The organism is Actinobaculum suis (assembly GCF_900102025.1).
Lineage (GTDB): Bacteria > Actinomycetota > Actinomycetes > Actinomycetales > Actinomycetaceae > Actinobaculum > Actinobaculum suis.
In genome coordinates, this window is sequence record NZ_FNAU01000010.1 from 57800 (window position 1) to 82291 (window position 24492).

The 24492-nt window shown below is 58.9% G+C and carries 16 protein-coding genes and 1 pseudogene; 6 read left to right on the forward strand and 11 right to left on the reverse strand.

The window, feature by feature from the left end:
• Positions 1-228: 228 nt before the first annotated feature.
• The 7 genes from BLT47_RS09330 to BLT47_RS06490 form a co-directional block, all read right to left on the reverse strand.
• Positions 229-885: a hypothetical protein gene (locus tag BLT47_RS09330; RefSeq protein ID WP_176764494.1), complete on the reverse strand. Its 657-nt coding sequence runs from the start codon at positions 883-885 to the stop codon at positions 229-231.
• A 113-nt stretch (positions 886-998) separates the two neighbouring features.
• Positions 999-1421 (reverse strand): hypothetical protein, encoded by a 423-nt coding sequence (locus BLT47_RS06465; protein ID WP_074662958.1) that lies wholly within the window; start codon positions 1419-1421, stop codon positions 999-1001.
• 42 nt (positions 1422-1463) lie between these two features.
• On the reverse strand, positions 1464-2021 hold the full coding sequence (locus BLT47_RS06470) for a TadE family protein (RefSeq protein ID WP_074662962.1): 558 nt from the start codon (positions 2019-2021) through the stop codon (positions 1464-1466).
• Positions 2022-2192: 171 nt separating this feature from the next.
• Positions 2193-2417 carry a hypothetical protein gene (locus BLT47_RS06475; RefSeq protein ID WP_049619407.1) on the reverse strand — a complete coding sequence of 75 codons (225 nt, stop codon included), beginning with the start codon at positions 2415-2417 and terminating at the stop codon, positions 2193-2195.
• Between the two features lie 86 nt (positions 2418-2503).
• Positions 2504-3367: a type II secretion system F family protein gene (locus tag BLT47_RS06480; RefSeq protein ID WP_074662967.1), complete on the reverse strand. Its 864-nt coding sequence runs from the start codon at positions 3365-3367 to the stop codon at positions 2504-2506.
• A complete protein-coding gene (locus BLT47_RS06485) occupies positions 3364-4251 on the reverse strand; it encodes a type II secretion system F family protein (protein ID WP_074662971.1) in 888 nt (295 codons plus the stop codon). The genes BLT47_RS06480 and BLT47_RS06485 overlap by 4 nt, the downstream gene beginning before the upstream one ends.
• A gap of 3 nt (positions 4252-4254) precedes the next feature.
• The gene (locus tag BLT47_RS06490) at positions 4255-5886 is read right to left on the reverse strand and encodes a TadA family conjugal transfer-associated ATPase (protein ID WP_256332565.1); all 1632 of its coding nucleotides are present in this window, start codon (positions 5884-5886) and stop codon (positions 4255-4257) included.
• Between the two features lie 179 nt (positions 5887-6065).
• Here BLT47_RS06490 and BLT47_RS06495 point away from each other — a divergent pair, with 179 nt between their 5' ends.
• Positions 6066-7238, forward strand: coding sequence for a phosphotransferase (locus BLT47_RS06495; protein WP_074662975.1), 1173 nt, complete (start codon positions 6066-6068; stop codon positions 7236-7238).
• Here BLT47_RS06495 and BLT47_RS06500 read toward each other — a convergent pair.
• Both BLT47_RS06500 and BLT47_RS06505 read right to left on the reverse strand, forming a co-directional pair.
• Entirely contained in the window at positions 7235-11917 is a 4683-nt protein-coding gene (locus BLT47_RS06500) for a UvrD-helicase domain-containing protein (RefSeq protein WP_074662979.1), read from the reverse strand. The genes BLT47_RS06495 and BLT47_RS06500 overlap by 4 nt on opposite strands.
• Positions 11914-15699: a PD-(D/E)XK nuclease family protein gene (locus BLT47_RS06505; RefSeq protein WP_074662983.1), complete on the reverse strand. Its 3786-nt coding sequence runs from the start codon at positions 15697-15699 to the stop codon at positions 11914-11916. Before BLT47_RS06505 ends, BLT47_RS06500 begins: the two co-directional genes overlap by 4 nt.
• A gap of 305 nt (positions 15700-16004) precedes the next feature.
• On the opposite strand from BLT47_RS06505, the gene BLT47_RS08980 reads away from it, so the two are divergent.
• Positions 16005-16331 (forward strand): DUF3107 domain-containing protein, encoded by a 327-nt coding sequence (locus BLT47_RS08980; protein ID WP_176764495.1) that lies wholly within the window; start codon positions 16005-16007, stop codon positions 16329-16331.
• A gap of 368 nt (positions 16332-16699) precedes the next feature.
• Positions 16700-18229, forward strand: a pseudogene (locus BLT47_RS06520) (DEAD/DEAH box helicase); the annotation flags it as partial.
• Positions 18230-18928: 699 nt separating this feature from the next.
• Here the strand turns inward: BLT47_RS06520 and BLT47_RS06525 are convergent.
• Both BLT47_RS06525 and BLT47_RS06530 read right to left on the reverse strand, forming a co-directional pair.
• Positions 18929-19561, reverse strand: coding sequence for a MarC family protein (locus BLT47_RS06525; RefSeq protein WP_049619292.1), 633 nt, complete (start codon positions 19559-19561; stop codon positions 18929-18931).
• Entirely contained in the window at positions 19558-20415 is an 858-nt protein-coding gene (locus BLT47_RS06530) for a PHP domain-containing protein (RefSeq protein WP_065414521.1), read from the reverse strand. The genes BLT47_RS06525 and BLT47_RS06530 overlap by 4 nt, the downstream gene beginning before the upstream one ends.
• Positions 20416-20650: 235 nt before the next feature.
• Here BLT47_RS06530 and BLT47_RS06535 point away from each other — a divergent pair, with 235 nt between their 5' ends.
• From BLT47_RS06535 to BLT47_RS09605, 3 genes are all read left to right on the forward strand, one after another.
• Entirely contained in the window at positions 20651-22150 is a 1500-nt protein-coding gene (locus BLT47_RS06535) for an aminopeptidase P family protein (RefSeq protein ID WP_074662988.1), read from the forward strand.
• A 224-nt stretch (positions 22151-22374) separates the two neighbouring features.
• Entirely contained in the window at positions 22375-23619 is a 1245-nt protein-coding gene (locus BLT47_RS06540; RefSeq protein ID WP_049619286.1) for a magnesium transporter MgtE N-terminal domain-containing protein, read from the forward strand.
• Entirely contained in the window at positions 23609-24472 is an 864-nt protein-coding gene (locus BLT47_RS09605) for a DUF1003 domain-containing protein (protein ID WP_256332567.1), read from the forward strand. The genes BLT47_RS06540 and BLT47_RS09605 overlap by 11 nt, the downstream gene beginning before the upstream one ends.
• Positions 24473-24492: the final 20 nt, after the last annotated feature.

Consider the following 24492-nt stretch of genomic DNA (forward strand, 5'->3'; position numbering starts at 1 on the left):
AGACAGGCGAGCAGGTAGGCGCGCGAGCAGATGCGCGAGCAGACAGGCGAGCAGGCATGCGCCTGAGCAGATACGCGAGCAGGTGGATGCCGGGAGTGTGGATGCCGGGAGTTGCGCGTACCCCGCCAGAAAAGTACTAGCCCGAAACGGCTCGGTACGAAGCAGCGCTGCTACGCGGCTTAAAGTCACGTGGTTTGGTGCTGCTGGTCAAGCCCGCGCTCGGTGCTGCTATCCAAGGTGAAGTTCGGCGCGGGCGGTGGCTTGCAGCGTCACGGTGAATTCGAAAAGGGGTACGGTTGTGGGTTTCTCCAATGTTACGACGACGCCGTTGCCCTCCACCCCGGTGGGAGCAACTACTTGTGCTTCTCCTGCCCCGGCGCGCGCAATTTTCCACACCTCCGTTTCCGCGGGCCGTAACCTGCCAGATGTAACTACCCGGCCGCCACTCGGTTCCGGACCGATAGTGCCGTGCGGCAAATAATAGGCCGCATCGTTGATTGAATTAGCCGCGCTGAGCGCCAAAGAATCAGCCCGGGCCAGCAAATCCTGGCGGGCCACATATAGCCCACCCACTCCGGCCAGGCCAATAATTACCGCGAAAGCCACGAGCCACATTCCCAGGCCCAACACCAAAAGATTCCCGCGCTCGCTTGCTCCCGCACCTGCTCCCGCATCATTCCGGTTGGGGCCTTCGGCAAACGGTAGCAACCAAGTTCGCGAAGGCGGCCGATGCCGTAGCTGCGACTGCCGCCGCGGCCGTTGCAGCCGCAGATGCCGCCCGCGCTGCCGCAGCTGCCGCAATTGCACCCGCGGCCGCCGCCGGCGCAAGAACATCAGCCACACCGGTTGCGCCAATCGGCGTCTTTTCTTGCGTATATTTTTCACCTCTGGTTCCTCCCCTCCTACTCATTACTAGCTGCTCTTTGGTCAACACTCTTTACTCACTATTTCCTTATTCCCCTGTTCCCTCTCGGTTACCGCTAAAACCGGTACCAGCTTTAGCTCGCGGGCATTTGCCGATAGCGGTCCACCAACATGGAATTGCTCCGAGTGATCTGCACCGCGGTACCGAAATACGGGATGGGAGCGCGGGCGTGAACAGAAATCGTGACGGTAGCTCCAGGCGTCAAACATGGATTATCTGAGCATTGCACCGATATGCCGCCGTTACTTTCCACGCCTTGATCTGCCAAAGCCTGCGCGGCCACACTCGCCGCCCGCCGCTCCGCCGAGGCTGTATCTCGCGCTTGCACGAATGCTCGCGCAGCTTCCCGCGCCGCCGTCGTGGCCGCACTACTCGCACTAAAAATCGACGCCGCCGCGAGCGCCAATACGATAAGTGAGACCCCAAAAATCGTCATGGCACCTACGGCTTCTACAATCACGTTTCCGCGCTCGGCAGTATTTCCGTTTTGGTTCATATGTGCCCTCCTTCCTTGTTGTGCATGGGTTTTCCTTTCCTGTTATTGCCATTCGACGAGGGCGTGGGCAGTTGCTCGCAGTGGCTGGCCGGCGGGCCCGAACATGTATATTTCGCCGCTAATTTGCGCTTCTACCTGTGCCAGCCCGCCTTGTTGTTGCAGTTTTGCTTCCAGCTCGCAGGCACACTGCGGCAAATCGCGGGCAAGCTGCTGGCGAGCGAGCTCTATGGAGTGTGGAGAGTTATCCACAGCTATGGTGCGGGCGGCTCGCAGGGCGGCGTCATTAGCTTGACGTTGTATCCACACGTGCGCACCGATATAAGCAAGTGCCAAGAAGAGGAAAATAATAGCGCCGGCAAGCATGGCAAAACCTACGACCGCCGAACCCTGTTCTCCGCCCGAAGCTGCCGGCCCAAAGGAGCCCTTGGCAAAGAACTCCTTATCGAAGGGCCTCTTGGCGCAGGGGACCTCACCGGAATGCCCCGTATCTAAGGGGCCCTTATCGGAAAGCCCCTTGCCCAAGGAGCCCTTTCCGTTACGTTCCCGGAAGGGTTTTGCAAGGTTGTTGATGCGGGCTTGGGGTCGCGGTTTTGCACGCATGTTTCCTCCTGTTCTGGTTGTGATTCAAATGGTTTCTGGGTTTTTCTTTGCTTCTATTTCTCCCTTGCTAGCGCTGGGACTTATTTGATGCGCGCCCTGGTACTTAGCTAGTGCCCGCGGCGAGGCTAGTTGATGCCTGCGCCGGGGCTTAGTCGGTGCCCGCGACGGGGTTTAGTTGATGGTGTTAGTTAGGCGGGAAAGGGCGCTTTTGACGATGTCAACCAGAGCGGGCCCGGCAACCGCCCAGATTGCGATAACTAGGGCAACCGTCATAAGGGTGACCATCACCCAGCCGGGCACGTCTCCGGCTTCCGTCTCGTGGCGGTTACCGGGTGCAGCCCCGGGGCCGGTAAGGAATCCGGTGTGCAAGGTTGGGGTGTTCGCGGTGTTTTTCATGGTTTGCCTTTCTGCGTTTTTGTTTTTCGGTTTGCGTTTGGTTGTGGCGAGCCTGAGCACAAGGCTTGCGGTCTACCACTTCCCCGCTACCACATGTTGAGCGAGGAGATGCCCGGGTAGAGGGCGAAGATAATGGTTATTGGCAAAATGAGGAAAACTACGGGTGCCATCATGGCGATTTCTTGTTTGCCGCCTTTTTCGAGCAGTTCCCGGCGTTGGTATTCGCGGGCGTCTTCGGCTTGGACCCGCAAAGTGTTAGCGAGCGGGCTACCTTGTTCCAAGCTGATGCGCAGGGCATCGCAAAATCTTTCGATTGCGGGGTTGTGCACTCGTTCTTGCAGGCCGGCCAAGGCCTGTTCGAAAGAATCCCCGGCGTGCACGGCTGCCACGGTGCGGCGCAGTTCGGCGGCAAGTGGCCCGTTTCCCAGCCGGCATACGTATTCGAAGGCGCTCAGTGCCGATTCTCCAGCGCCGACGGCGAGGGAAAGAATTTGGGCCACATCGGGCAGCTCGCCGGTAATGGCGGCGTCGCGCCGGGAAAGGGTGCGGCTCAACCAATAGTCGGTGAGCGCGGCTCCCGCGAGGGCCGCAAATACGGGAAAAATGAGCGCGATGAGCGGTGGTACGCCGCGGCGCAGGGCGCTTGCTCCCAAAAGGCAACCGGCTACGAACCCGGCGCTGCTCGCTTCGATCTGCCGGACCCGGAAATCGCGGTAGCTCAAAGTACCCAAACAATAAGTGCGGCGGTGTACGGAAGCGGCCGTGGAACCGATCTGGTCGAAAACGCGTAGAAGCGCGCGGGTTAGCGGTAAAGCGCGGTGCCGCGGCGCCCACCCATCTTCGGTGTAGGGCAAGACGCGGGCGGAAAGGCTCGGCCCGGGATAAAACAGCCACCAGGCCAGGAAACACAAGCCGGCTCCACCCACACCTCCCGCAAGATAAGCAATCATGGTGTCCGTTCCTTTCCGGGGATATGCTTGGGCGCGGACTCAACCCCAGCTTCGGGGCCGGCAAAGACGCGTTTTTCTTCCGGCAGGCGGCCCAACCTAAGCATCAATCCGTAAGCAACCAAGCTGGCCACTAACCCGCCCAAAAGAATTAGAGTTCCGGTGCTGCTTCGGAAAGCTTCTACCGTGCCGGGCCGGGTGGCGAGCAAAGCTAGCACTATCCACGGGGAAACCGCGGCGATACGGGCCCCGTTTACCGTCCAAGATTGGCGGGCAAGCAGTTCGCCGCGCGCACGATTTTCTGCCCGCATTGAAACGGCTAAAGACTCCAATGTTTTTGCCAAATCGTGCCCGCCCAGGCGCGCGGAAATACGTATCGATTCGATAATCCGGTCCGCTACCGGATCACCCAAGGAGTTTTTGAGCCGGTCAAGGGAAGGGCCGAGCCTACCGGTTGCCTGCAATTCTTCCGCAAACACTTCAAAATGCCTGGTCAGCGCGCCCCCACCCGAAGTGCTCAAACCGGCCAAAGCTTGCCCCACGCTCAACCCGGCCCGCAGCCGCGAAACAATCGAATCCAACACTTCTGGCCATATTTCTCGACCCTCAGCCCGGGCTTTGCGCTGCCGCGAGTTCCGGAAAGCGCGCGGCAAAAATGCACCCAAAACCGCAATCGCGCCCGCTACCGGCAAATTGCCAATAACCATAATTGCTAGCAGGCCGCTAGCTATCCCGGCTCCCAATCCTTGTGCAAAAGCTTTGCAGCGCGCCCGGCGGTGCTGAATCTTTTCGGGCGAGATTGTTTTCGGTTCTATAACTGGCGCCGCTGACGCCCATAAAACCAGAAAAATACCAAGCCCGGCCGCCGCCCCAATCGCAATACCCACCGGCTACTCCTTCCCCTGCTTTTCCGGGTTTCGCGCCGAGCTCGGGCTCTCCCAATTACGCGCCGCACCGGGCACTACGCTCTTACCGCTTTGCGGTACGCTTTCGCTGTTTCGCCTTGGCCTTCCGGTTTGTTTCCACTGGCGCGAGCTGGGTGCGTCCTGGTGGGAAAGATGGGGCGCCTCCTGGTGCAAGAGTTGGTGCAGGTCGTAACCGGCACGTTGGAATAGTTCCGGGCGTGGCACTTCGCTCGTCCGCAACCGCAAAGCCCCACCCCGGTTGCGTCCAAATAACGAAACGGCTTGGATCACGCCACTTTCCACCCGGCCCGGCACTCCCAAGATTTCCGCAACTTCGCGCTTCCCGGCCCGGTCGATACTGAGATGCACAACGACGTCGATCGTGGCTGCCACCGTGGGAACCACGAACTCCGAAGTCACGTTCTCGCCGGTCAACAAAGGCAAGGTGCAGAGCTTGAGCAATGCTTCCCGCGCCGAGTTGGCGTGGATCGTGCACGCCCCGGGGATCCCCGAGTTCAGAGCAATGAGCAGGTCGAAAGCTTCCGCCCCGCGCACCTCCCCAATTACGAGCCGCCCGGGCCGCATCCGCAACGCCTCGCGCACCAAACGCCGCAAAGTTACTTCCCCGCGCCCTTCCAAAGACGGCGGGCGGGTTTGCATAGCCACTGTGTCGCGATGTTCCAAGCCAAGTTCGAAAACTTCTTCCGCGGAAATAATCCGCTCCCCCGCGTCCGCAGCCCCTAGCAAAGCCCGCAAAAACGTGGTTTTGCCCGCCCCGGTAGTACCGGAAACGATCACGTTCAAACCGGATTTAATTGCCGCTTCTAAAAAGTTCGCGGCCTGCCCGGTAAGCGATTTTTTAGCCACCAGATCCCGCAAGTGGCGGGCCCGCACCACATATTTACGAATATTGACGGCCCAATGTTCCCGTGTAATATCCGGGATCACCACGTGCAATCGTTCCCCACCTGCCAGCTGGGCGTCCACAAAAGGCGAAGAATAATCCACCCGGCGCCCCGAAGCCCGCAACATGCGTTCCACCAGGTCGGTCACCTGCGAATCCGTCAACACAATATTGGTTAGTTCGGCCCGCCCACCTCGCGAAACAAAAACCGTAGACGGCGTATCAATCCAGATTTCTTCCACTTCCGGATCGTCAAACAAAGGTTGCAAAGGGCCGTAGCCGCCAATCGCAGCCCGCACTTGGGCATGTACCTGAGCGGGCTCGGCAAGGCGCGCGCCCCCACTTCGCGTGGTTTCTTCCTCGTAGGCACTAATTGCCTCCCCAATCAACCGGTCAAAAAGGGCCGGTTGGCGGTTTGGGTCCAGCCCGCGTTCGCGTACATATCCGCGTACCTTCGCCTCGATTTGTACTTGTGCATCCGCAGTGCCAGATGTTTTCTGCGCGCGGCTTTCTGTTTTCTGCGCGCGGCTTTCTGTTTGCCAAGTGCGGCTTCGTTTTTCCCGCGTGCTGTCTGACATTTGCCCTGCTGGTCCGGTACGGTGCGGTGCCGCTGGTGCGGCGTCGCCCCTTCCGCCCGGCCCCGCGTAGCGTGCTACCTTCTCGCGTGCCGGCGGCGGCGTGCCTTTCAAACCTGGTGCCTGTGCTTTTTGCACGGCGCTCCCTCCCACCTACGTGAACTTGTGCGAACCGGTTGCCCCAGCCCGGTACAGCGGCTTTAGACTAGGAAGGCCCGCGCGAAGTGACAATCCGTTATCCACAGGGTGTGGATAAAGTGATGTGTCACGCCACGCGCGGGCCCACTAGGTAGAGGTATTTTCGATAAGTTGGGATTGTGAGCAGTTCTCCCTTGCGTATTGCGGCGCTCGCTGTGGGCGCCCTCGGGATCGACGTCGTATCGACCCGCCAGCCATACACAGAAACGGACGATTTTGTGCAAGGTGCCGTGCTCGATTCGCGCGGCCGGCATTGGATTATCAAGGCACCCAAAAATCCGACTGCCGCAACCATTTTGGAAGCGGAAGCGGCCCTTGCCCCGCAGTTGCTGGACGCTTTACGCGCCGGTGCCCTACCTTTTGACATTATGCGCCCGGCCGGTTTTGTGGATTTGGAAGAAGGGGGCCGCGCCGTTGCGTTCCCCGAACCTTTGGGCCGCCCGCGCGCATTCACCGCGCTCCCGCTGGAACAAATTCGTTCTCTGGGGCGAGGTATCGCTTCTATCCATAACCTCGATCCGGAGGTAGTGGCACGTTCCGGCCTGCCGGTTTACACTGGCCGGCAATGGGCTGACCGCATGGCTGCTGAGCTTTCCCAAGCCGTTCTCGAAGTGGAGATTCCGCCGATTTTGCGGCGCCGGTGGGAAGCGGCGTTCGCCGATAATGATCTTTGGAATTTCACGCCCACCGTGATCCACGGGGATGTGGCTTCCGAGAATTTCCTGTGGTCCAACGGCCAGCTTTCTACGGTGCTCGGTTTTGGGGAGGCCGCCGTGGGTGATCCGGCGCGCGACCTGGCCCAACTGCTCGAATTAGACGACGCCGAATGGACCGCTTTTATCGAATCGTATGAAAACACGCGCGGTTTCCAGCTCAGCGACGCCGATTTCAACCGCATCGTACTCACCTCAGAAATGGCGATTGTGCGGTGGTTGTTGTACGGGGTGCGTACGCATTCCGAAGAGATTAGGAACGACGCCGTCCAAATGCTCGGCGATTTAGCCGACCAGGTGCGGTGGGAGCCGCCCCTGTCCGAACCGGCCAGCCAGGACACTGCTCCGGCCCCGCGAACCGAAGTGCAAGGGCCCGTAACTGTTATCGAGCCGGCGGCCATGGTCCAGACTATCCCCGCTCCGGCGCCCGTTTCACTCAAAAATGCTTCGCCAGCGAATGGTTCACCAGCAAACGCAGCTGCGGAAACCAGCGCGGAAACCGGTGCGGAAACCGATGCGGAAACCAGCCCGGAAACCGGTGTGGAACCGGAAAAGTCGGCAAAGAATCCGTCCGCTTAAAGCTGCCCGCTATGTGCGCGTATGAATGCCCGGTATTCGGTGTTCATTGTTTCGATTGCTGCTTCGAAACGGGCGGTGATTTCTGCTTCGCTGAGCATTCCGGCCGGCAAATCTTGCCGGGATTCATCTTCGCGCAGGTAGACGAAGCGGGCCCCCACGTTTTCCAGGGCTTCTCCGCGGGTTTTCGCCCAGGCTAAACGGTAAATCGCTAACTGTAATTCGCGGCTGGCCAGGGAGCGCCCGCGCACCCGCCGGCCCGTTTTCCAGTCCACGATCATGACGGGTGGTTCGCCTGCTATGCCGGAAGAATCCAAAACGGCGTCGATCGTACACCGCACTACCTGGCCGGCGATCACCACCTCCAGGCTCTGCTCGATCGCAAGCGGCCGGCATTTTGCCCACCGGGTGCGTTCAAAAGCAGCGAAAAGTGCGGCTTCTTCTTCCTCGGTGTGAAGATCTTCGTCCACCAGCGGGCTTTCGAAACCAGTTACCGCATCTATGTCCAAAGTCGCTGCGGCCGCATACGATCCGGCAATCCGCGCGTGCAACTGGGTTCCCAAACGCGCCGCCCGGCTCGGTTCGCGCGGGATCGGCCGGGCCCGCTGGCTCGCATATTCGCCCGGCGCGGCCGCCAGGTTCACCACATCAGTGGCAGTGAAATACGGCTGCACCAGCACTTCTGCTTCCTGCCCGGCCATGGCTGTCTCACCTGCCGCGGTAGGCGCATACGTATCCGCCCCGCCCGCGCTCGCGCTCGCGCTGCGGCGTCGTGCCCGGCACAGGTATTCCACCGCTTCGGTTAGTTCGGCAAGTTCACCGGGCGCTGCTTCTGCCGGGTCGATCGGCAAGGTTCTTTGCAAATCTTGGGGCCAGTGCAAAACTCCCGTGGGCGCGAAATAGTCCGGCAGCGGGGCCGGATCGGGTGGGAACAGCGTCTCTTTGGGGAACAGGGCCCGCAAATCTTCCAGGGTGTAGGTGGCCGGAGCCAGTTTCTTCCACGCCTCGGGATAATCAGGTTCATGTTCCCCGGTGTCTATCTGTAGCTCGCCGTGTTTTTCCGCCGTGTGCAAGAGCTCCACGAACCGGGAAGGTTCGCGGGCCGGCACTCCCACCAAAAGTTGGGTTTCGGTTTCCGCTAATTCGGCCTTCAGCCGCGCCAACTTATTTTGCGATGGTTTTGTGGCACGCTTCGCCACTTGTTCTTCTTGTTTCGAAACCGCATCCATCGCTTTATCGCGTTTGATTTCGAGTTTTTCGTATTCGGCAGCCGTATTAGCCACGTCTTCTTCATCCCGGAACGCGTAACCGGCCACGCACAGTTCCCGAGTGGCGCGCGTGAAAGCCACGTATGCTAAACGCCTCTCTTCTTCACTTTCCCGGTAGGCCACGGCGTCCAAAAAGTGTGCGTAAGCGGTGCCGAGCGCTAATTTGCCCCCGGTCTGCGCAATCTCAAACTTCGGTAAATATTCGTAGTCGGCACGCAGGGGGTACGGGAACTCGCCAGCACTACTCGCCCACCCTTGCAGACCAGTTTTCTTGACCGAAAATTGTCCTTCCACCATTTCGGGAACGACGACGAGGTCACGCCATTCCAAACCTTTAGCGGTATGGATCGTCATAATCTGCACGACGCCGGGGACCACTTCTATTTCTTCACTATCTCCTGCCCCAGCCAGCGGGGCATCTTCACCAGCTTCTTCTTCCCCGCCATATTCGTGTTCGTCAACGGCATCAAGCCAGGCCACGAAACTCGCCAGATCGGCACCCTCGTGCTCTTCTTGGTATTGGCGGGCCAGCGAAATGAACTGGTCCATGGAGGTACGTACGCGTTGGGCGCCGCGCGTACGGCTCGCGATTGCCACGTCTATCCCCAGTTCGTGGCTCGCGAGCGCCCCCATATCGCCCAGGGGCATATGTGCCGCCGCCCGTAAACGAGACAGTACGCGCTGCATATTTTCCAACCGGGCCCGGCCGGTGGGTGAAAAACTTTGCCGAGCGGCCGCGGCTAACGCGGAAAGGGATCTTGGCCCGCTTCGCGCAACCCGGTTTTGGCCACTCGGTGTTACTTGTGAAGGTGTTTCTTGTGAAGGTACTGGTTGTGAAGGTACTGGTTGCGAAGCTGCAGGTTGTGAAGCTGATGTTCGGGAAGCTGCTGTTGGTGAAGGCGCAGCTTCGCCATCGGGCTCAAATAGGGCTGCGAGGGCTTCAACCAGATTCGCTTCCCCGCGTGCATCCAAAGCTTCGGCCGGCTCCGGGGAGGTGCCGGCGGTTGTTGCAGCTTCGGGGCGGGTTTTAGCGCTGGCGTTGGCTGTAGCTTCGGCGCTGGTTTTAGCGCCGGCGCTGGCTGTAGCTTCGGCACTGGTGGCAACCGTGGGCGTGGCCGCGCTGCCGGCTTTTTCGGTGCCGGCCACAGCCGTGCCATTACTGCTATTTTCTAAGCTGCCATTTTCTAGGCTGTCGATTTCTAGGCGGGCATAGGTGCGTGCCCATTTGGCTAGGCCGCGAATATCGGGAGCCCCGATATTCCAGTGGGCGAGCAAACGGGCGAAAAGGTCACCGCGCCGTGGATCGGCCACCACGCCGAGCGCGGCCCGTACGGTAACAATTTCGGGGCGCGAAATTAGAGAATCGCCCCCGACCTTCTCGAAGCGAATTACTTTGCCTTCCGGGTCGATTTCTCGCAAGGCCCGCACCACCAAATCTTGGTAGGAACGTTTGCGGCAAAGCACCGCAATTTCGGCTTGCCGGGGTTCTTCCCCGCGGGCTTGGCGCCGCTCATTTTCTTCTTCTACCCGCGCGTAGGTATTCATAATTTTGCGGGCGATTGCCCGATACGAATCGGCGCGCAGCAAAGTGCGAATCTCGGAGACTTTCCCCGCACCAATTCCCGGCCGGCCCTGCAAGCGGTTTACTTCCACCGCGGGCGTCCCAAAACTCAAACCCGTGTGTGCCGGCTGGCTGGCTCCTCCAGCGCTGGCACCGCCAACGCTAGCATCACCAGAACTCAGATCCGCCCCCGCTGCAAGGTTTGAATCCGCCGCTAGGTCCAAATCTGTTTCCGCATTAGCGTGCGGGCGAATATTGGCGGGCCAATAGCTTGGGTCGCGTGCTTCTTCTGGGCTTAGTAAGCCATTGCGGGCGCATTCTTCCCGCTCCGCGGTTACTTGCGCTCGGTATTCTTCCGGTTGGTAGCGTTCCCCAGGTGCGGTGTGGAACTCGGCTTCCGCTAAAGGTTCGACGACGCTATTGCCGGCCGCCAAAACAGCTTGATCGTTCCGGAAGGCCGTCATCAGGTGCATGGTTTCCACACTGCGCGGGGCGATATTGCGCCTAGAAGCATCCCGATCTAAAGCTTTTTGGGCTAGATCTGCGAATTGGGTGAGCGCGGCCGAGCTTGCACCCCGCCATCCGTAAATCGCTTGGTTGGGATCCCCAACCGCGGTAATCGAACGAAAACCTTCAAAATGTGCGGCCAAAGCATTCAACAAGAAGGTGGCTTGGCTGACCGAGGTGTCTTGGTATTCGTCAAGCAGAATCAACCGGTATTGCGAAGAAAGCTCGCGCGCAATTTCCGGATAGGTGGTAACAATGCGGGAAGCCGTGGTTACCTGGTCCGCAAATTCACTCACTCCCAGTTCGCGTTTCCGGTCAAAATACCTTTCCACAATTTGTAGGAGCGCTAGCTTTTTATCGAGCACGTTATGCCCAATTACCGGCCAGGTTGCGCTGTTTCCAAGAGCTTGGCCGGTAGCACTATCCCCGCCAGTTACCTGTGCTCCCGTATCTGCCATAGCGGTAGTACCGTTTGTAGCAGGATCGTTTGTGCTCAGTAATGTTTCTGGTAGCGAGCCCGGTTTTTTATCGCCCCGCAGTTTATCCCAAGAAGCTTTTGCTTTGGGATGTTGTAAAAGCGCAGCTTTGAAGGTTAGTTCTTCTTGTACCGCCAAATCCACTGCTTGGCCTTCTGCGGTCAAAAATTTGCGGGCGGCTTCCAAAGCCTCGTATTCATCCTGGTAGGCCACCGAGTTATCGATCACGGCTGCGGCTAGTTGCAAAGCGTTTTCCGTGGCTGCCCGCGCGCTCATCCCATCCAAGAGTTGCGCTAATTCCGTATCCGGAGTTTCGGCTACCACTTCTTCCATGATTTGGAAACGTTCCGCATCGGTAATCAGCCGCGCCGTGGGGTCCACCCCCACCAACATCCCATAGGAACTGGCGATTTCCTGCGCAAAAGAGTTATAGGTGGAAATCGTGGGCCGCTCCAACTCTTGGGCAAAACCGGCCCGCGTATCCTCTTGCTCGGCCGCCTCAGCACCGCTTTCCAGCCTGTTTTCGTTTCCGTGCGGGCTGCCAATATTTCCTAGCGCGCCGAGCGTTTGGGCAACTTTTTCGGAGAGGTTTGCCGCGGCCTTCCGGGTGAAGGTCAAACCTAGAACTTCCCGGGGCCGTACGTTCCCCGCGGCCACATGGTAGGCGATGCGTTGGGTCATCGTCGTCGTCTTGCCCGAACCGGCACCCGCAATCACCAGCACGGCTGGAGCTTCCGAATAGATTACCCGTTGCTGTTCCGCGGTCGGGAACTGGTAGGCGGCGCGGGTTTCTGCATCGCGTACTTCGGGCACCGGGCGGCCCCGCGCGATGATTTTCCACAGCAGTTCTTCCGCATCCTGCGCCCTCATGAGAACAACCTTCCTTCATCCGTTAGCGGACTGACGATTCGTATCGAGCCGCGTCCATGCTCTTCTTCTTCCCGGACGGGTACCGCCGGAGCCGCCAACAATTTGCCAGCTAAAACAATCTTTTCTTCCGTGCGCTCGGTGCCGGATTTACCGAGCTCTTCCTGCTTGACACTACGAATCCCTTCGGGGCTACGCGGCGCCGAATAGCGCGGATAAACCAACCGTGCCCCCACCGCTTTAATACCATTTTGTTCGAGGAGCCACTGGTAGACCTGCATCTGCGCATTATCTGCCGCGCCCTTCACCGTCTCTGCCCGCTTCCCGGTCTTAATATCCACAATCTCCGCGCGCGGGAGCTCAGCTTGTTGCGCAGGCGTTTCTGCTCGCGCGGGCGAGAGCTTAGTTTGTTGCGCGCCGGCATCAGTTTGCGAGCACGTCCCTGCTTGCGCGTCTGCGTCTGTGGGCGCAAGCGTCTCTGTTTGCCCGAGCGTACCTGTTTGCTCCGGCGTCTCTGTTTGCTCCGGTGTATCTGGAATATACAAGAGCCGATCAATTTTTCCGGAAACTTGCGGGCCGCCCGGCATCTGGGCACTTAACTGTTTTTCGACCTCGATATGCGGATAGAGTTCCTTTTGGTAAGCCAACATGCCGGCCAAAACTTCCACCATGGCTTGCGCTTCCGTATAGTTGCAGCGCTGGAAATAGTTTTCGATTTCCTCCGGCCAGGTACGCTCCAGCTCCGCCAGCATTTCCTCCACATCGGGATTATCGGAAGCCTTCTCCGCAATCGCGTGAATCAAAGTTCCTAGCGACGCCGCATCCGCTTCTTCTTCTACCCTGGCACCTACCGTGTTCAGGAAAGCCTGTAGTGGCGATTCGAGTAAGGATTCCACCTGCGAAGGACTCACGCGCACCTGCGAAAAAGCATCATCGTGCCCCGGTTCCAAAGCACGCGGGCCGGTTAGCGAACCTGCTACCGGATCTGTTTCCGCGCGCGCTTCCGGGCCGGCTTCGGTACTTACCGGGAAAGTATCGAACCAGGCCTTCTTACCTGCCATCCGGTAACCGACTGCCGCCAATTCTTCCAATAACTGAGTGGCGGTGTGCGCGGTAGTTTCGTCCTCGCTTTTTTGGAGCCGCCGCAGCACTCCCACCGTTTCGATAATTCCCCGGCCGCGCCGAGGTTGCGGTGAGCGTAACACCGGGATTTGCCCGAGCGGTGCATGCAAACCCCAAGCGGGTGCGTCCACACCGGTCCGCGCAGAACCAGCTGGCACAGCGGATGCCGCTTGAGCTACGTCTGCATTTGCGCTTGCCGCCGCGCTGGCAAGATCCGTGCTCGGTGCAGCTTCTAGATCGAAACCGAGTAACGAGAAGAACCGGGAGGGCTTATCGGATTCATTTTCGACGGCGGTTATCAGCACGGATTCTTGAGCGCGCGTTACCGCGTGCAAGAGCTGCCGCAATTCATCATCCAGTACTTCCTCCATGCCCACTGCAGCATCGGTAACAGCCCGCGCGGCTCCGATAGGACCCTCTCCGATAAGAGCCTCTCCGGCGGAAGTCGCTCCAGCAGGCACCACTCCGCTAAGCGCTGCCCCGGCCGGTGCTGTTTCACCTGATGCTCCGGCCGGTGCCGTTCCAGCCGCCTCTGGCCCAACCGGCGCGTTTTCTTCTTGCCCGGCCCGCAATCCGGCCCGCAATTCTGCAATCCCGATTTCGTCGGTCACCACCCGGGTGAGCAAACCCGTGCCGGTATAAGCATCGCGAATGCGCAGATTCGGCCAAATCCCATCCCCCAGCTGGGCAATAATCACGTGTTTCCATTCGCGGCCCTGGGAGGCGGACGGCGTCGTTATATGCACGGCGTTTGGAGAAGTGCCCGTACGCGCAATGGAATCTTCCGGAAGATCTTGGGAAAGTACTTCCTCCACTAACTGTTCCACCCGCGCTTCCGGGGCGCGATCAGCAAGGCGCTGTGCCACCCGGAAAAGCTGGATAACCGCGTCCAGATTATCGCCCGCCGCTTCTGCTTCCGGCACCTGGCGTAAAGCGGTCTCCCGCCACTTTTCGGCCTTTTCGACCGCGCACCACGCCGCCCACAACACGCTTTCTGCCCGCATCGCGTGGGCTTCGCCGGCGGTGCGAATCTGATCAAAAACGCCGCCCACCCATTCCAAAGCTCGAGCGTGTGCCCCGGTCTCACGCACCGCCTGCGCCCCCGCAAGTACCAGCCGCCGCACCTCCCGGTTACTAAGCCGCTGCCCGCGTGCCAAAGCCGCCCCGCGCAGCCGCCGGCTTTCCCGTTTCACTTGCACCGGATCCAAACCGAGCGTCGGAGAAGTAAGTAGCGCATCAATATCAATAGTTTCCGGGTCCACAAAAGCCTGCGGACCTTGGGTGAAAGCCGCCCGAATCACCTCGAGCAGGGAAGCTACCGCCGGGTTTTCCCGCAACGGCAAAGCCGACTGAATCGGTTCTACCGGTACGTCGCGCCGCACCAAAGAATCTCGCAAAGCCCGATGGGTATTGCGCGAACGGGTCATAATCGCAATATCGGAAAACTGGGTACCTTCCCGCCTATCTTGCAGTTCTGCCACATAGCCGGCAATGTAGGCCGCTTCTTCTTCCGCGTGCCGGAAAGTAGCACCCCGAATTTCCGAACGACGCCGCCCGGCCAGCGCCTCCGGCGCTGCAGCTTCCGGGGCGCGCGCTTTCCGGTGTTGCACGGTAGTACCGGCAATATGCGTGGCACTTTCGATTCTTTGTGCCACCCCGGCCAGGCGCGGCCCGCCCCGATGACGCACGTCCAAATACATTGCCCGCAAACCCAGGCCGCCATATTCTGGCGTGCGGCTCAAAATTCCAGGAAGGCCCGCTACCCCACCCCGGAAACCTTGTACGGCGGCGTCGGGACTACCAGCAGTGACGATACGCGCCCCATCGCGTGCTAATTCGCGCAATAAAAACAGCAGGGAACGCGGGGCGTTTTGCACATCGTCTACCAAGATCAGATCCCAGCGCGGGCGAGCCGGCTGGGCCCCCGCATAGCGGGCCGAATGGCGCACGTTTTCTTCCCAGTTAGCAATATTTGCGGTGGCGGTAGCCACCAGCTGGGAATGGTCTAAACGGTCTGGTGCATCAGAAAACTCACCGGCATCCGCGTATTCAGAAATCGCCGCATACTGGTCCATTACTTCGGAAACCGCGCGCCACATGCCACCTTGAATCGGCCCGGCAATTCCCGTTTCTGCCAGTTCGCGCAACTGGGCGGAGGTAAGGCCCAGTTCGCGCGCACGCGTCATCAAATTACGGATTTGTTCCCGAAAGCCGGGAAGCTCCAAAATCTGCGAGGTCACAAAGCTCGGAAAAGTAATATTGGCACCGGCCAGGTTCAGTATCTCCCGCAACCGCGTATCCTCATCGGGCCCGGAAATCAGTTCCGGATCGCGCCGGCCCACCGCCTGCGCATACCGCTGCACAATGGCATACGCGAAAGCCGTCAAGCTTTGCACGGTAAGCCGCTCGCTGCGCGAACCGCGCGCCTGAGTGATGGCCGTACGCAAAGAGGTAGCGGCAGTGCGGTCTTGTGTGATTACGGCTACGTGTTTCCCACTGGCTTCCGCACGGGCCGCCAAAGCAACCAATACCGTGGTTTTCCCGGTTCCCGGCGCACCAATAAGGGACACCCCGGCCGAGTTCTCCGCTACGGCATCCAGCACCGCCAGCTGTGCCGGATCAAGCTCAAATGCGGTCTGTGCCACATGTGCCATATGTGCCATCCTGTACCTTTCTGCGCTCTCCTGCACTTTCTTTTCTACCGGTTTCTCTGCACTTGCCTCTTTACCGGGCTTTGCGGGAGGTACCAGAAGAAGCACTTCTTCTGGGCTTCCACATTCGCCGGTGATGAAACTACCTGCCCGTCAAGCTCTTGCGTACATCGTAAACGGCTACTATAGACGCCAGAAAAATGCCTGCCCGCTGGCCGGTTTCCACTAGCCGGCTAGCCCCGAGTTTTCTTGGTCGCGGCGCCTACCAGAAAGTAGCAGCTTGCCTACCGGAAACTGTAACCGGTGGGTCCGACAGATTGATAACGGAAAACGGAACGAAACGGGCCCGGCAGGCTGTTCAAGCTGATCAAGCTGTTCAAGCTGGTAACGCAACGAAAATGGAAGCGAAGGGAAGAGAAGAGATGGAAGTAGTTATTGGGTTCAAGCAGTCCACGCGTGATTTGACGGTAGAAACAGATGCTCCGGCCGCAGAAATCCAGGAAGCCGTTTCCCAGGCCCTAGAAAACGGCGGCAAGCTCACCTTGACCGACCGCAAGGGCGGGAATGTTTTCGTATCCGCAGATGCGATCGCTTTCGTGGAAGTACATGCCGCCGAATCGCGGCGAGTTGGCTTTGGCCTCTAGCTTTATTTGGCCTCTAGCCCTGTGCAGCCTTTAGTGCAGTTGCAGCCTTAGTGCAGTCTCTAATGCAGCCTCTAGCCCTAAAGGTTAACTGCTAGCCGCTATCCATTTGTACATACCAATTAGATAGTGTGAGCCTAGGCGCGGATCACGGCGCCTAGGCTTTGTATGCCATAAACTATTTGCGATGGTTGCCCGGTCGTATAGCTTTTTGGATCTTGATTACATGAATTTCCGCGATCGGCTGCCGCGGCGGCACGCAGGTTTTCGCCGCCAGCGCTTGTTGCGCATTGCCGATTGGTAGCGAAGGCGTCCCACACTCGCCTTTCTGCCCTACTGTGGGTGCTCCGCACCCGGATAAGGAAAAATGAATGTCATCAGGAGTAACTACTTCCGCACGCTCAAATACGCCAGATCTGACGCAAAAATCTTTCGCCGACTTCGGAGTTTCTGAACCGATAGTGCGCGCGCTTGCCGAAGAAGGGATTACTTTCCCCTTCCCCATCCAGGCACTCACCTTGCCGGTAGCACTCGAAAGGCGCGATATTATCGGCCAAGCCAAAACTGGTACCGGCAAAACCCTCGGTTTTGGTATCCCCATGTTAGAAAACACGGTGGGCCCGGATGAAACTGAGTGGGAAAAACTACCGGAAAACTTGCGTGGCCTCCCCCAAGGTCTAGTTATCCTACCTACCCGCGAACTTGCCAAACAGGTAGCGGGCGAATTGCGGATGGCCGGTAAACATCGCACTGTACGCGTGGTGGAAATCTATGGCGGAGTTGCCTATGAGCCGCAATATGAGGAGCTGCGGCGCGGTGCCGATATCGTGGTGGGAACCCCAGGCCGGATTATCGACCTGATGCGGCATAAGGCCTTGCAGCTCTCCCACGTAAAAACCGTAGTGTTGGATGAAGCTGATGAAATGTTAGACCTCGGCTTTTTGCCCGACGTCGAAACAATTTTGGCCCAGGTACCAGACCGGCGCCAAACCATGCTGTTCTCCGCCACTATGCCCGGCGCGGTAATCACAATGGCGCGCCGTTACATGCACAAGCCCACCCATATCCGCGCGCAGGCTCCCGGCGATGATTCCCAAACCGTGAAGAATATTCGCCAGCTCGTCTACCGCGTACACGCGATGAATAAAGACGAAGTGATAGCCCGAATTTTGCAGGCACGCGGGCGCGGTCTCGCTTTGATTTTTACGCGCACCAAACGTTCGGCCGCACGCCTTGCCGAAGACCTGCAGCGCCGCGGTTTTGCCACCGCCGCTTTACATGGCGATTTGGGGCAAGCCGCCCGCGAGCAAGCTTTGCGGGCTTTCCGGAACGGGAAAGTTGATGTGCTGGTCGCTACCGATGTGGCGGCGCGCGGGATCGACGTCGATGATGTTACGCATGTGATCAACTACCAGTGCCCGGAAGATGAGAAAACTTATGTGCATCGGATTGGCCGGACCGGCCGGGCAGGCAGCCGCGGCACGGCTATCACCTTTGTGGACTGGGACGATGTGCCGCGCTGGAAGCTCATTGATAAACAGCTTGATCTCGAACTTGGGGAACCGGTAGAGACGTACCACACCTCCCCACATCTGTATTCGGATCTGGACATTCCGGAAGAAGTCGGTTCTACGCTTCCCAAATCAGAACGTACTTTGGCGGGCCTGGCGGCAGAAAAAATCGAAGATCTAGATGGCGGCCGCAGCCGGCGAAGCGGGCGCGGTAGGCGCGGCGCTCGCGGCCCACAGAGCGGGCGGGGAGCGCGCGGCGAACGGCGCAGTAGTGGTAAGCGGGGCGGGCGTAGTGAACGCGCGGCGCGCACTGGCCGAGCCAGCCGTACCGGAAGTGCCAGCCGGGACGGGCGTGCTAGTACGCGCGAACGTCAATCCAGCCAGCGGGAAACCGCGAGCATGCCGGTAGCCGGTGATCGGCGTCGGCGCCGGTTGAGCACCGCTACGCTCGAAGCGGCGGCCACGAAACAAAAACAAGGCGAATCCGCAAAAACTCGTACCACCGTAAAGCGCCAGCACAATACTGGGACGCAGCGTTCCAGTGGCGCAACGAAACCAAAGGGCACGGCACAGCATGGCAAAACGGCCCAGAAACGCGAAGCTACACGGCAACGCCATACCGCCCAGCAACGCGAAACCGCACGGCCGCAAAGCAAAGCCGCGCGCAACACCGTAAAGCGGACCCGCACGGTACCGCGGCAAAATGGCAGCGCGAAGCAGCGGAATAATCATGCTTCTGGGAATGCCTTGGGCTCGCAAGTCAAGCGCAGCCGGCTCTCCCACCTTGATGCTTCACGTGGTTCGCGCGGTAACTAAACACGCGGCTGGTGGGAACGGCAATCAGATATACCGGCGGTACACCCTGCAGGCCGCGGTAGCCAAAATGGTAGCCGGGCCAAAGCGGGAGCCGGCGGCACCCGGCACACGGCACTCGCCAAGCAGGCACGGTTCACGCGCCGGTGCTGCGCTAAGGCAATTAGCGCTATCTGTGCTATCTAGCTAACTGTGTTATCTAGCTAACTGTGCTATCTAGCTAATTAGGCCGGTTAGACCAGCTAGGCGAACGAGGCTAGCTACCTACAAGGCTAGCTAGCTTTGCGCGGCGATCACGCCCAGTATTCCGGAAATAATGAGTTGCACGGAAATCGCAGAAAGTAACATGCCGGAAATGCGGGTGAGGAACACCGTGCCGCCTTCCCCGAGGAGCCGGTGGAGCGGGTTAGCGAAACGGAAAACTATCAATTCCACCAGGTGCAAAATAATGAAAGCCGCACCTACCGCCAACATGCCGCCCACGGCACCGAAAGAAGAAGTGCGGGCATCTTGCACGGCGATCATAATGGCCACGATCGCGCCCGGCCCGGCCATGAGCGGCACCCCGAGTGGCACTAAAGCTACGTTGACCTTGGTCTGCTCCGGCGTCGGCTCTTTTTCCGTACTTCCACTCATCAACTGGAGAGAAACCAGAAGCAACAAGATGCCACCAGAAATCTGCATCGCTTCCACGGAAATACCGAGCAAGTCCAGGATAAAGCGCCCAAACAACCCGAAAGTTGCTAACACGATGGCGGAGGTGAGCACTGACTGCCACCCAATCCGGTTGCGCTCGGAGCGCGTATTACGCTGAGTTAGCGCCAAAAACACCGGCAAATTACCAAAAGGATCCGCAATCACCAGCAGGGTGGCGAAAGTTGTCAAGAAGAGCTCAACATCAAATGTCACGGGCGAATGACCTCCAAATGCGTCCCGGCGACGAGGTCCTCCACCACAGACGGAGCGGTGAGATATTCACCGAGCCGGTTCGTTTTACCAAGCCCATGGTAGTCACTCGCCCCAAAACGCGCCAACCCAAAGGATTGCGCACGTTGCCACAAGGGTTCTCGTAAATGTACAGCATTTTCGGGGTGATCAATTTCGACGCCGAACAGCCCGGCCTGCGCAAATTCCTCTAAAGCGGCAGGCGGAGCCATTTTTCCGCGCTGGGCGGCCGCCGGATGTGCAAACACTGCTTTCCCGCCGGCTTCCCGGATCCAGCCGATTACTGCCACGGCTTCCGGCGCATAGTACGGCACATAATAGGGCGAAGAATCAGCTAGATAGCTCGCGAAAGCCTCATTGCGGTTCTTTACTACCCCCTCCGCTACCAGCGCATCGGCAATATGGGGCCGGCCGATCGTAGCGCCAGGCGGGGTTACTGCTACTACGTTTTCCCAGTGCAGGGGCAAATCTTTGCTAAGGCGGGCCACCATTTCCTGGGCTCGGTGCAGGCGCGATTCGCGCACGCGTTCCATATGGCGCACCAAATACGGGTTTTCGGGATCGAATAAATAGCCCAGAATATGCACAGTAATGCCGTGGTAGTGGGCTGAGATCTCCATGCCGCGCAAGAGCGCTACCCCGGTGTGCGAAACCGCCCTGGCTGCTTCTTCCCAACCGTCTATCGTGTCATGATCCGTAACCGCGATGGCAGTGAGTCCCAAGTCCGCGGCTTGTGCCATTAGTTCGCTCGGAGTCACCGTTGAATCCGAAGCCGTAGTGTGCGTGTGCGTGTCCGTTCGCGCAAAAATACCACCCATACGCACAATTCTATGCCGGTAGCCAATATCTCCGCCCCTCCAGGAGGCAAACCCGCGCGCCGCAAACCCGCGCGCCGCAGGCCCGCTGGACACCGGTCAACAAAACGCAAAACCCGCGGGCCGCAAGCCCGCTGGCCGGCCTGGCGGTTCTTGCCGCGCTACTCTTGCTTCTTGCTTCTTGCTTTTTGGCGCGCGTTATCGCATTTTCTAGCCCCCGGGTGCGATAATGGGGAATATGGCTGATGAACAGGAAAAAGATGAACTAAAGGCGCGCGGTAATAATCGCTCGCAACAACCCTCCTCGGTGGAGTTCCGCGAATTTATGGGCAGTGATTGGGGGCCGCGTCCCGCCCCGCGCCCCCGCGCCGAAGTGGCCGATTATCTGCCCGCTCGCCACGCGGCACTCTCGAAAGCGTTCCCCGGCGAACGGTTGGTAATACCCGCGGGGGAACCAAAAGTTCGGGCCAATGATACTGATTACCGGTTCCGGGCCCACTCCGCCTTTTCGCATATGACGGGCATGGGGCAAGAAAAAGAACCGGGCGCTGTACTAGTTTTCAACCCGCGTGAAGAAGGCGGGCACGATGTTACGCTCTATATTTTCCCGCGCGCTTCGCGTAGCTCGGAAGAGTTTTATGCCGATGCGGCACACGGCGAATTTTGGGTAGGGGCACGCCCTTCCCTGCGCGACGTCGAAAACGAAACCGGAATTCACACGGCAGATGTGGCTACTTTGCGCGATGCTTTAGCTAAAGACCTCGGGCAAGTGCAAATGCGGGTAGTGCCCGCATCCAGCGTGGAAAAGGAAGCGCTGGTAGAGGAATTGCGGCAAAGCGCCGGGCAGAAAGATAACTCGGCCCGCGATCTGGAACTTGCCCAAGCACTCTCCGAGCTGCGTTTGCGTAAAGACCCGTGGGAAGTGGCAGAAATCCGCAAGGCCGTGGTGGCCACGCACTCCGGGTTCGATAATATTATTGCTTCCCTTCCGGCCGCGGTGGCACACAGCCGCGGTGAACGTGTAGTGGAAGGCGCTTTCTTCCAACGCGCCCGCGAAGAAGGTAACGGCCTGGGCTATGAGACGATTGCCGCCTCTGGTAATAACGCCAATACTTTGCACTGGCAGGATAATGATGGCCAGGTCAAACCGGGAGATCTGATCCTGATTGATGCCGGCGTGGAACTCGATTCCCTCTACACGGCAGATATCACCCGTACTTTCCCGGTTTCTGGCAAGTTCACGGCAGATCAGGCCGAGGTATACCAGGCCGTGCTCGACGCCGCTAACTACGCGCTAGAAATTGCTAACCGTCCCGGCGCGCGTTTCCGCGACCTGCACGCCGCAGCGATGGAAGTGCTGGCAGACCGGCTCGAAAAGTGGGGTATGCTCCCGGGCACCGCGGCCGAATCTTTGCGTAAGGACGGCCCGCAATGGCATCGCCGCTGGATGCCGCACGGCACCTCGCACCATTTGGGTTTGGACGTGCATGACTGCGCGGCTGCCCGGCGGGAAATGTATGTGGATGCCAAACTCGAACCGGGTATGGTGTTCACGATTGAACCCGGCCTGTACTTCCGTGCCGATGATCTGAAGGTGCCCGAACGCTTCCGCGGCATTGGGGTACGGATTGAAGATGATGTGCTCGTCACTGAAAACGGTGTGGAACGCATCTCCGAAGATATCCCGCGGACCATCGAAGGTGTTGAAAACTGGATGGCCCAGATTCTCAACAAGTAAGCAAAACCGTTTGCTGATGCGGTTTTGCGCCACTGGTGTAACACCGCAATCGGCACTTGGTAGCCTACTTACTTGTTACCTATTACCTTTATGCCTGCGCAAGGCCCGGGCAGGGCCTTGCGCAGGTTCTCTACATGCGGCAAAAATTTCTTTTGAACCGATAGGATGAGCCGGCCGGCAGGCCAATATATGCCCAGGCCTGATTATTTTTTGGGGAGGTCACCATGGCTACCAGTACACGCGTTTTTGTAGGACGGCTGGCGGGCACTTCCGTGTTCGACTTAGCTGGAGATGCAGTTGGCAAAGTAGCGGACGTAGTTGTGGTGTTCCGATTACGGGGAGCACCTTCGGCCGTTGGTTTGCTGGTAGATGTGGCTGGCCGCCGGCGCGTTTTTCTCCCTTTGACCCGGGTAACCGCGATAGCGAACGGGCAAGTACTTACCACCGGGGTGCTCAATATTCGCCGTTTCCAACAGCGCCCCATGGAAACCTTAGTAATCGCCCAACTTTTGGACCGGGAAGTAGTTTTGAAAGCTACAGGGGAACGGGTGAGCGTGGTCGATATTGCGATAGAACGGACTAAGCTGCGCGAATGGGAACTCACCGAACTGTATGTGCGCGGCACCGGTTCTGCTTCCCGCAAATCGCAGATCGTGAAAGTGAGCGAAGTGGAAGGGTTGGCCTCCCCGGCCCGTTCCCAAGGTGCTTCCACGATTGTGGCGCAAATTAGCGATATGCGCCCGGCCGATGTGGCCGATATTTTGCGCGATCTGCCTGTAGACCGAATGCAAGCGGTAGCCCGCGAACTTACGGATGAACGGCTCGCCGATATTTTGGAAGAGCTGGGTACTGAGGATCGGGCTACAGTGCTAGCCGGTTTGGATGTGGCCCGTGCCGGTGACGTTTTGGATGCTATGCAACCGGATGACGCCGCGGATTTAGTGGCCGACCTGCCTACCGATACCGCGGCCGTGCTTCTGGAATCGATGAGCGACCAGGAAGCAGAAGACGTGCGGCGCTTGCTACGGTACGACGAACGTACCGCGGGCGGTTTGATGACGCCCAACCCGATTATTTTGGGCCCGGATGCTTCGGTAGCTCAAGCTTTGGCTTCGGCTTCCCGGGCTGATATTCCCCCGGCTTTGGCGGCGATCGTATTTGTGTGCCGCCCGCCTTTGGAAACTCCCACTGGCAGGTATTTAGGTGCCGTGCATTTGCAACGGGCCTTGCGCGAACCACCCGCTACCCTGCTCGGTTCTATCCTGGATACGAACGTGGTGGGTTTGGAACCAGAAGCCAGTATTGAAGATGTCACCCGCGAGCTTGCTACCTATAACATGACGGCGATTCCTGTGACCGATGCCGGTTCTTTGCTGGGTGCAGTTTCGGTAGATGATGTGCTTGATCATCTGCTTCCGGAAGATTGGCGTGAACGCGATAACGAGGAGGAGGGATCCGATGTCCACTGAGGAATTTGATAAGCCCCTAGAACGGCGGCAGCGTTGGTTCCACCGCAAACGCCGCGATCCGGAAGCTACCGGGCAGATGGTGGAGCGCCTCGCCCGTTTCCAAGGCACCCCGCGTTTCATTATTTACCTGACGATTTTTGTTATCGCGTGGCTGGGGTGGAATACGCTCGCCCCGGAAGCTTGGCGGTTCGATTCGGCCGATTTTGGTTTCACCGCTTTGACGCTCATGCTCTCTTTGCAAGCTTCTTATGCTTCTCCAATGATTCTGTTGGCCCAAAACCGGCAAGATGAACGCGACAAAGTAGCCAATGAGCAAGACCGGCAACGCGCCGCCCGCAATCTCAATGACACCGAGTATCTGATGCGCGAGATTTCAGGTTTACGGATGGCTTTAGGGGAATTGGCAACCCGCGATTTTGTGCGTTCCGAACTCAATGATTTGCGTGATGAGTTGGATGAGAACCGGGAGATCCGGTTGGCCGAAAGGGAAACGCGTATTGCCGAACTACAGGCTGAACTTGACCGCCTGGTAGCTGAACGGGCAGAAGATGACCGCCGCGCCGTCGAAGCCGAATACGCCCAAATGGTTCGCGCCAGTAGCGGTGCCGACGCCGCTACCCGCAGTACTACCAGTACCAGCGGCGCTACCGAAGCCAGTGCCAGCGGCGCTACCGAGGCCAGTGCCAGCGAGGTTGCGAACCAACACGATGCAAACCGGGCCGCTTCTTCTTCGTCCCAAAAATCTGTGACGCCAAAAAACACAGCGCCAGAAAACACAGCGCCAAAATCTACGGCAACAGAATCTACGGCAAGAAAATCTACCGCAACAGAATCTACGCCGCCGGAAGCTTAGCTTTCTAGAGGCTTTCCAGG

Excerpts from the sequence above, each read along its gene's own strand:
- BLT47_RS06465 (WP_074662958.1), bottom strand. The coding sequence starts at position 1,421 with ATGAACCAAAACGGAAATACTGCCGAGCGCGGAAACGTGATTGTAGAA.
- BLT47_RS06470 (WP_074662962.1), bottom strand. The coding sequence starts at position 2,021 with ATGCGTGCAAAACCGCGACCCCAAGCCCGCATCAACAACCTTGCAAAA.
- BLT47_RS06475 (WP_049619407.1), bottom strand. The coding sequence starts at position 2,417 with ATGAAAAACACCGCGAACACCCCAACCTTGCACACCGGATTCCTTACC.
- BLT47_RS06480 (WP_074662967.1), bottom strand. The coding sequence starts at position 3,367 with ATGATTGCTTATCTTGCGGGAGGTGTGGGTGGAGCCGGCTTGTGTTTC.
- BLT47_RS06500 (WP_074662979.1), bottom strand. The coding sequence starts at position 11,917 with ATGAGGGCGCAGGATGCGGAAGAACTGCTGTGGAAAATCATCGCGCGG.
- BLT47_RS06505 (WP_074662983.1), bottom strand. The coding sequence starts at position 15,699 with ATGGCACATATGGCACATGTGGCACAGACCGCATTTGAGCTTGATCCG.
- BLT47_RS06530 (WP_065414521.1), bottom strand. The coding sequence starts at position 20,415 with ATGGGTGGTATTTTTGCGCGAACGGACACGCACACGCACACTACGGCT.
- BLT47_RS06535 (WP_074662988.1), top strand. The coding sequence starts at position 20,651 with ATGGCTGATGAACAGGAAAAAGATGAACTAAAGGCGCGCGGTAATAAT.
- BLT47_RS06540 (WP_049619286.1), top strand. The coding sequence starts at position 22,375 with ATGGCTACCAGTACACGCGTTTTTGTAGGACGGCTGGCGGGCACTTCC.
- BLT47_RS09605 (WP_256332567.1), top strand. The coding sequence starts at position 23,609 with ATGTCCACTGAGGAATTTGATAAGCCCCTAGAACGGCGGCAGCGTTGG.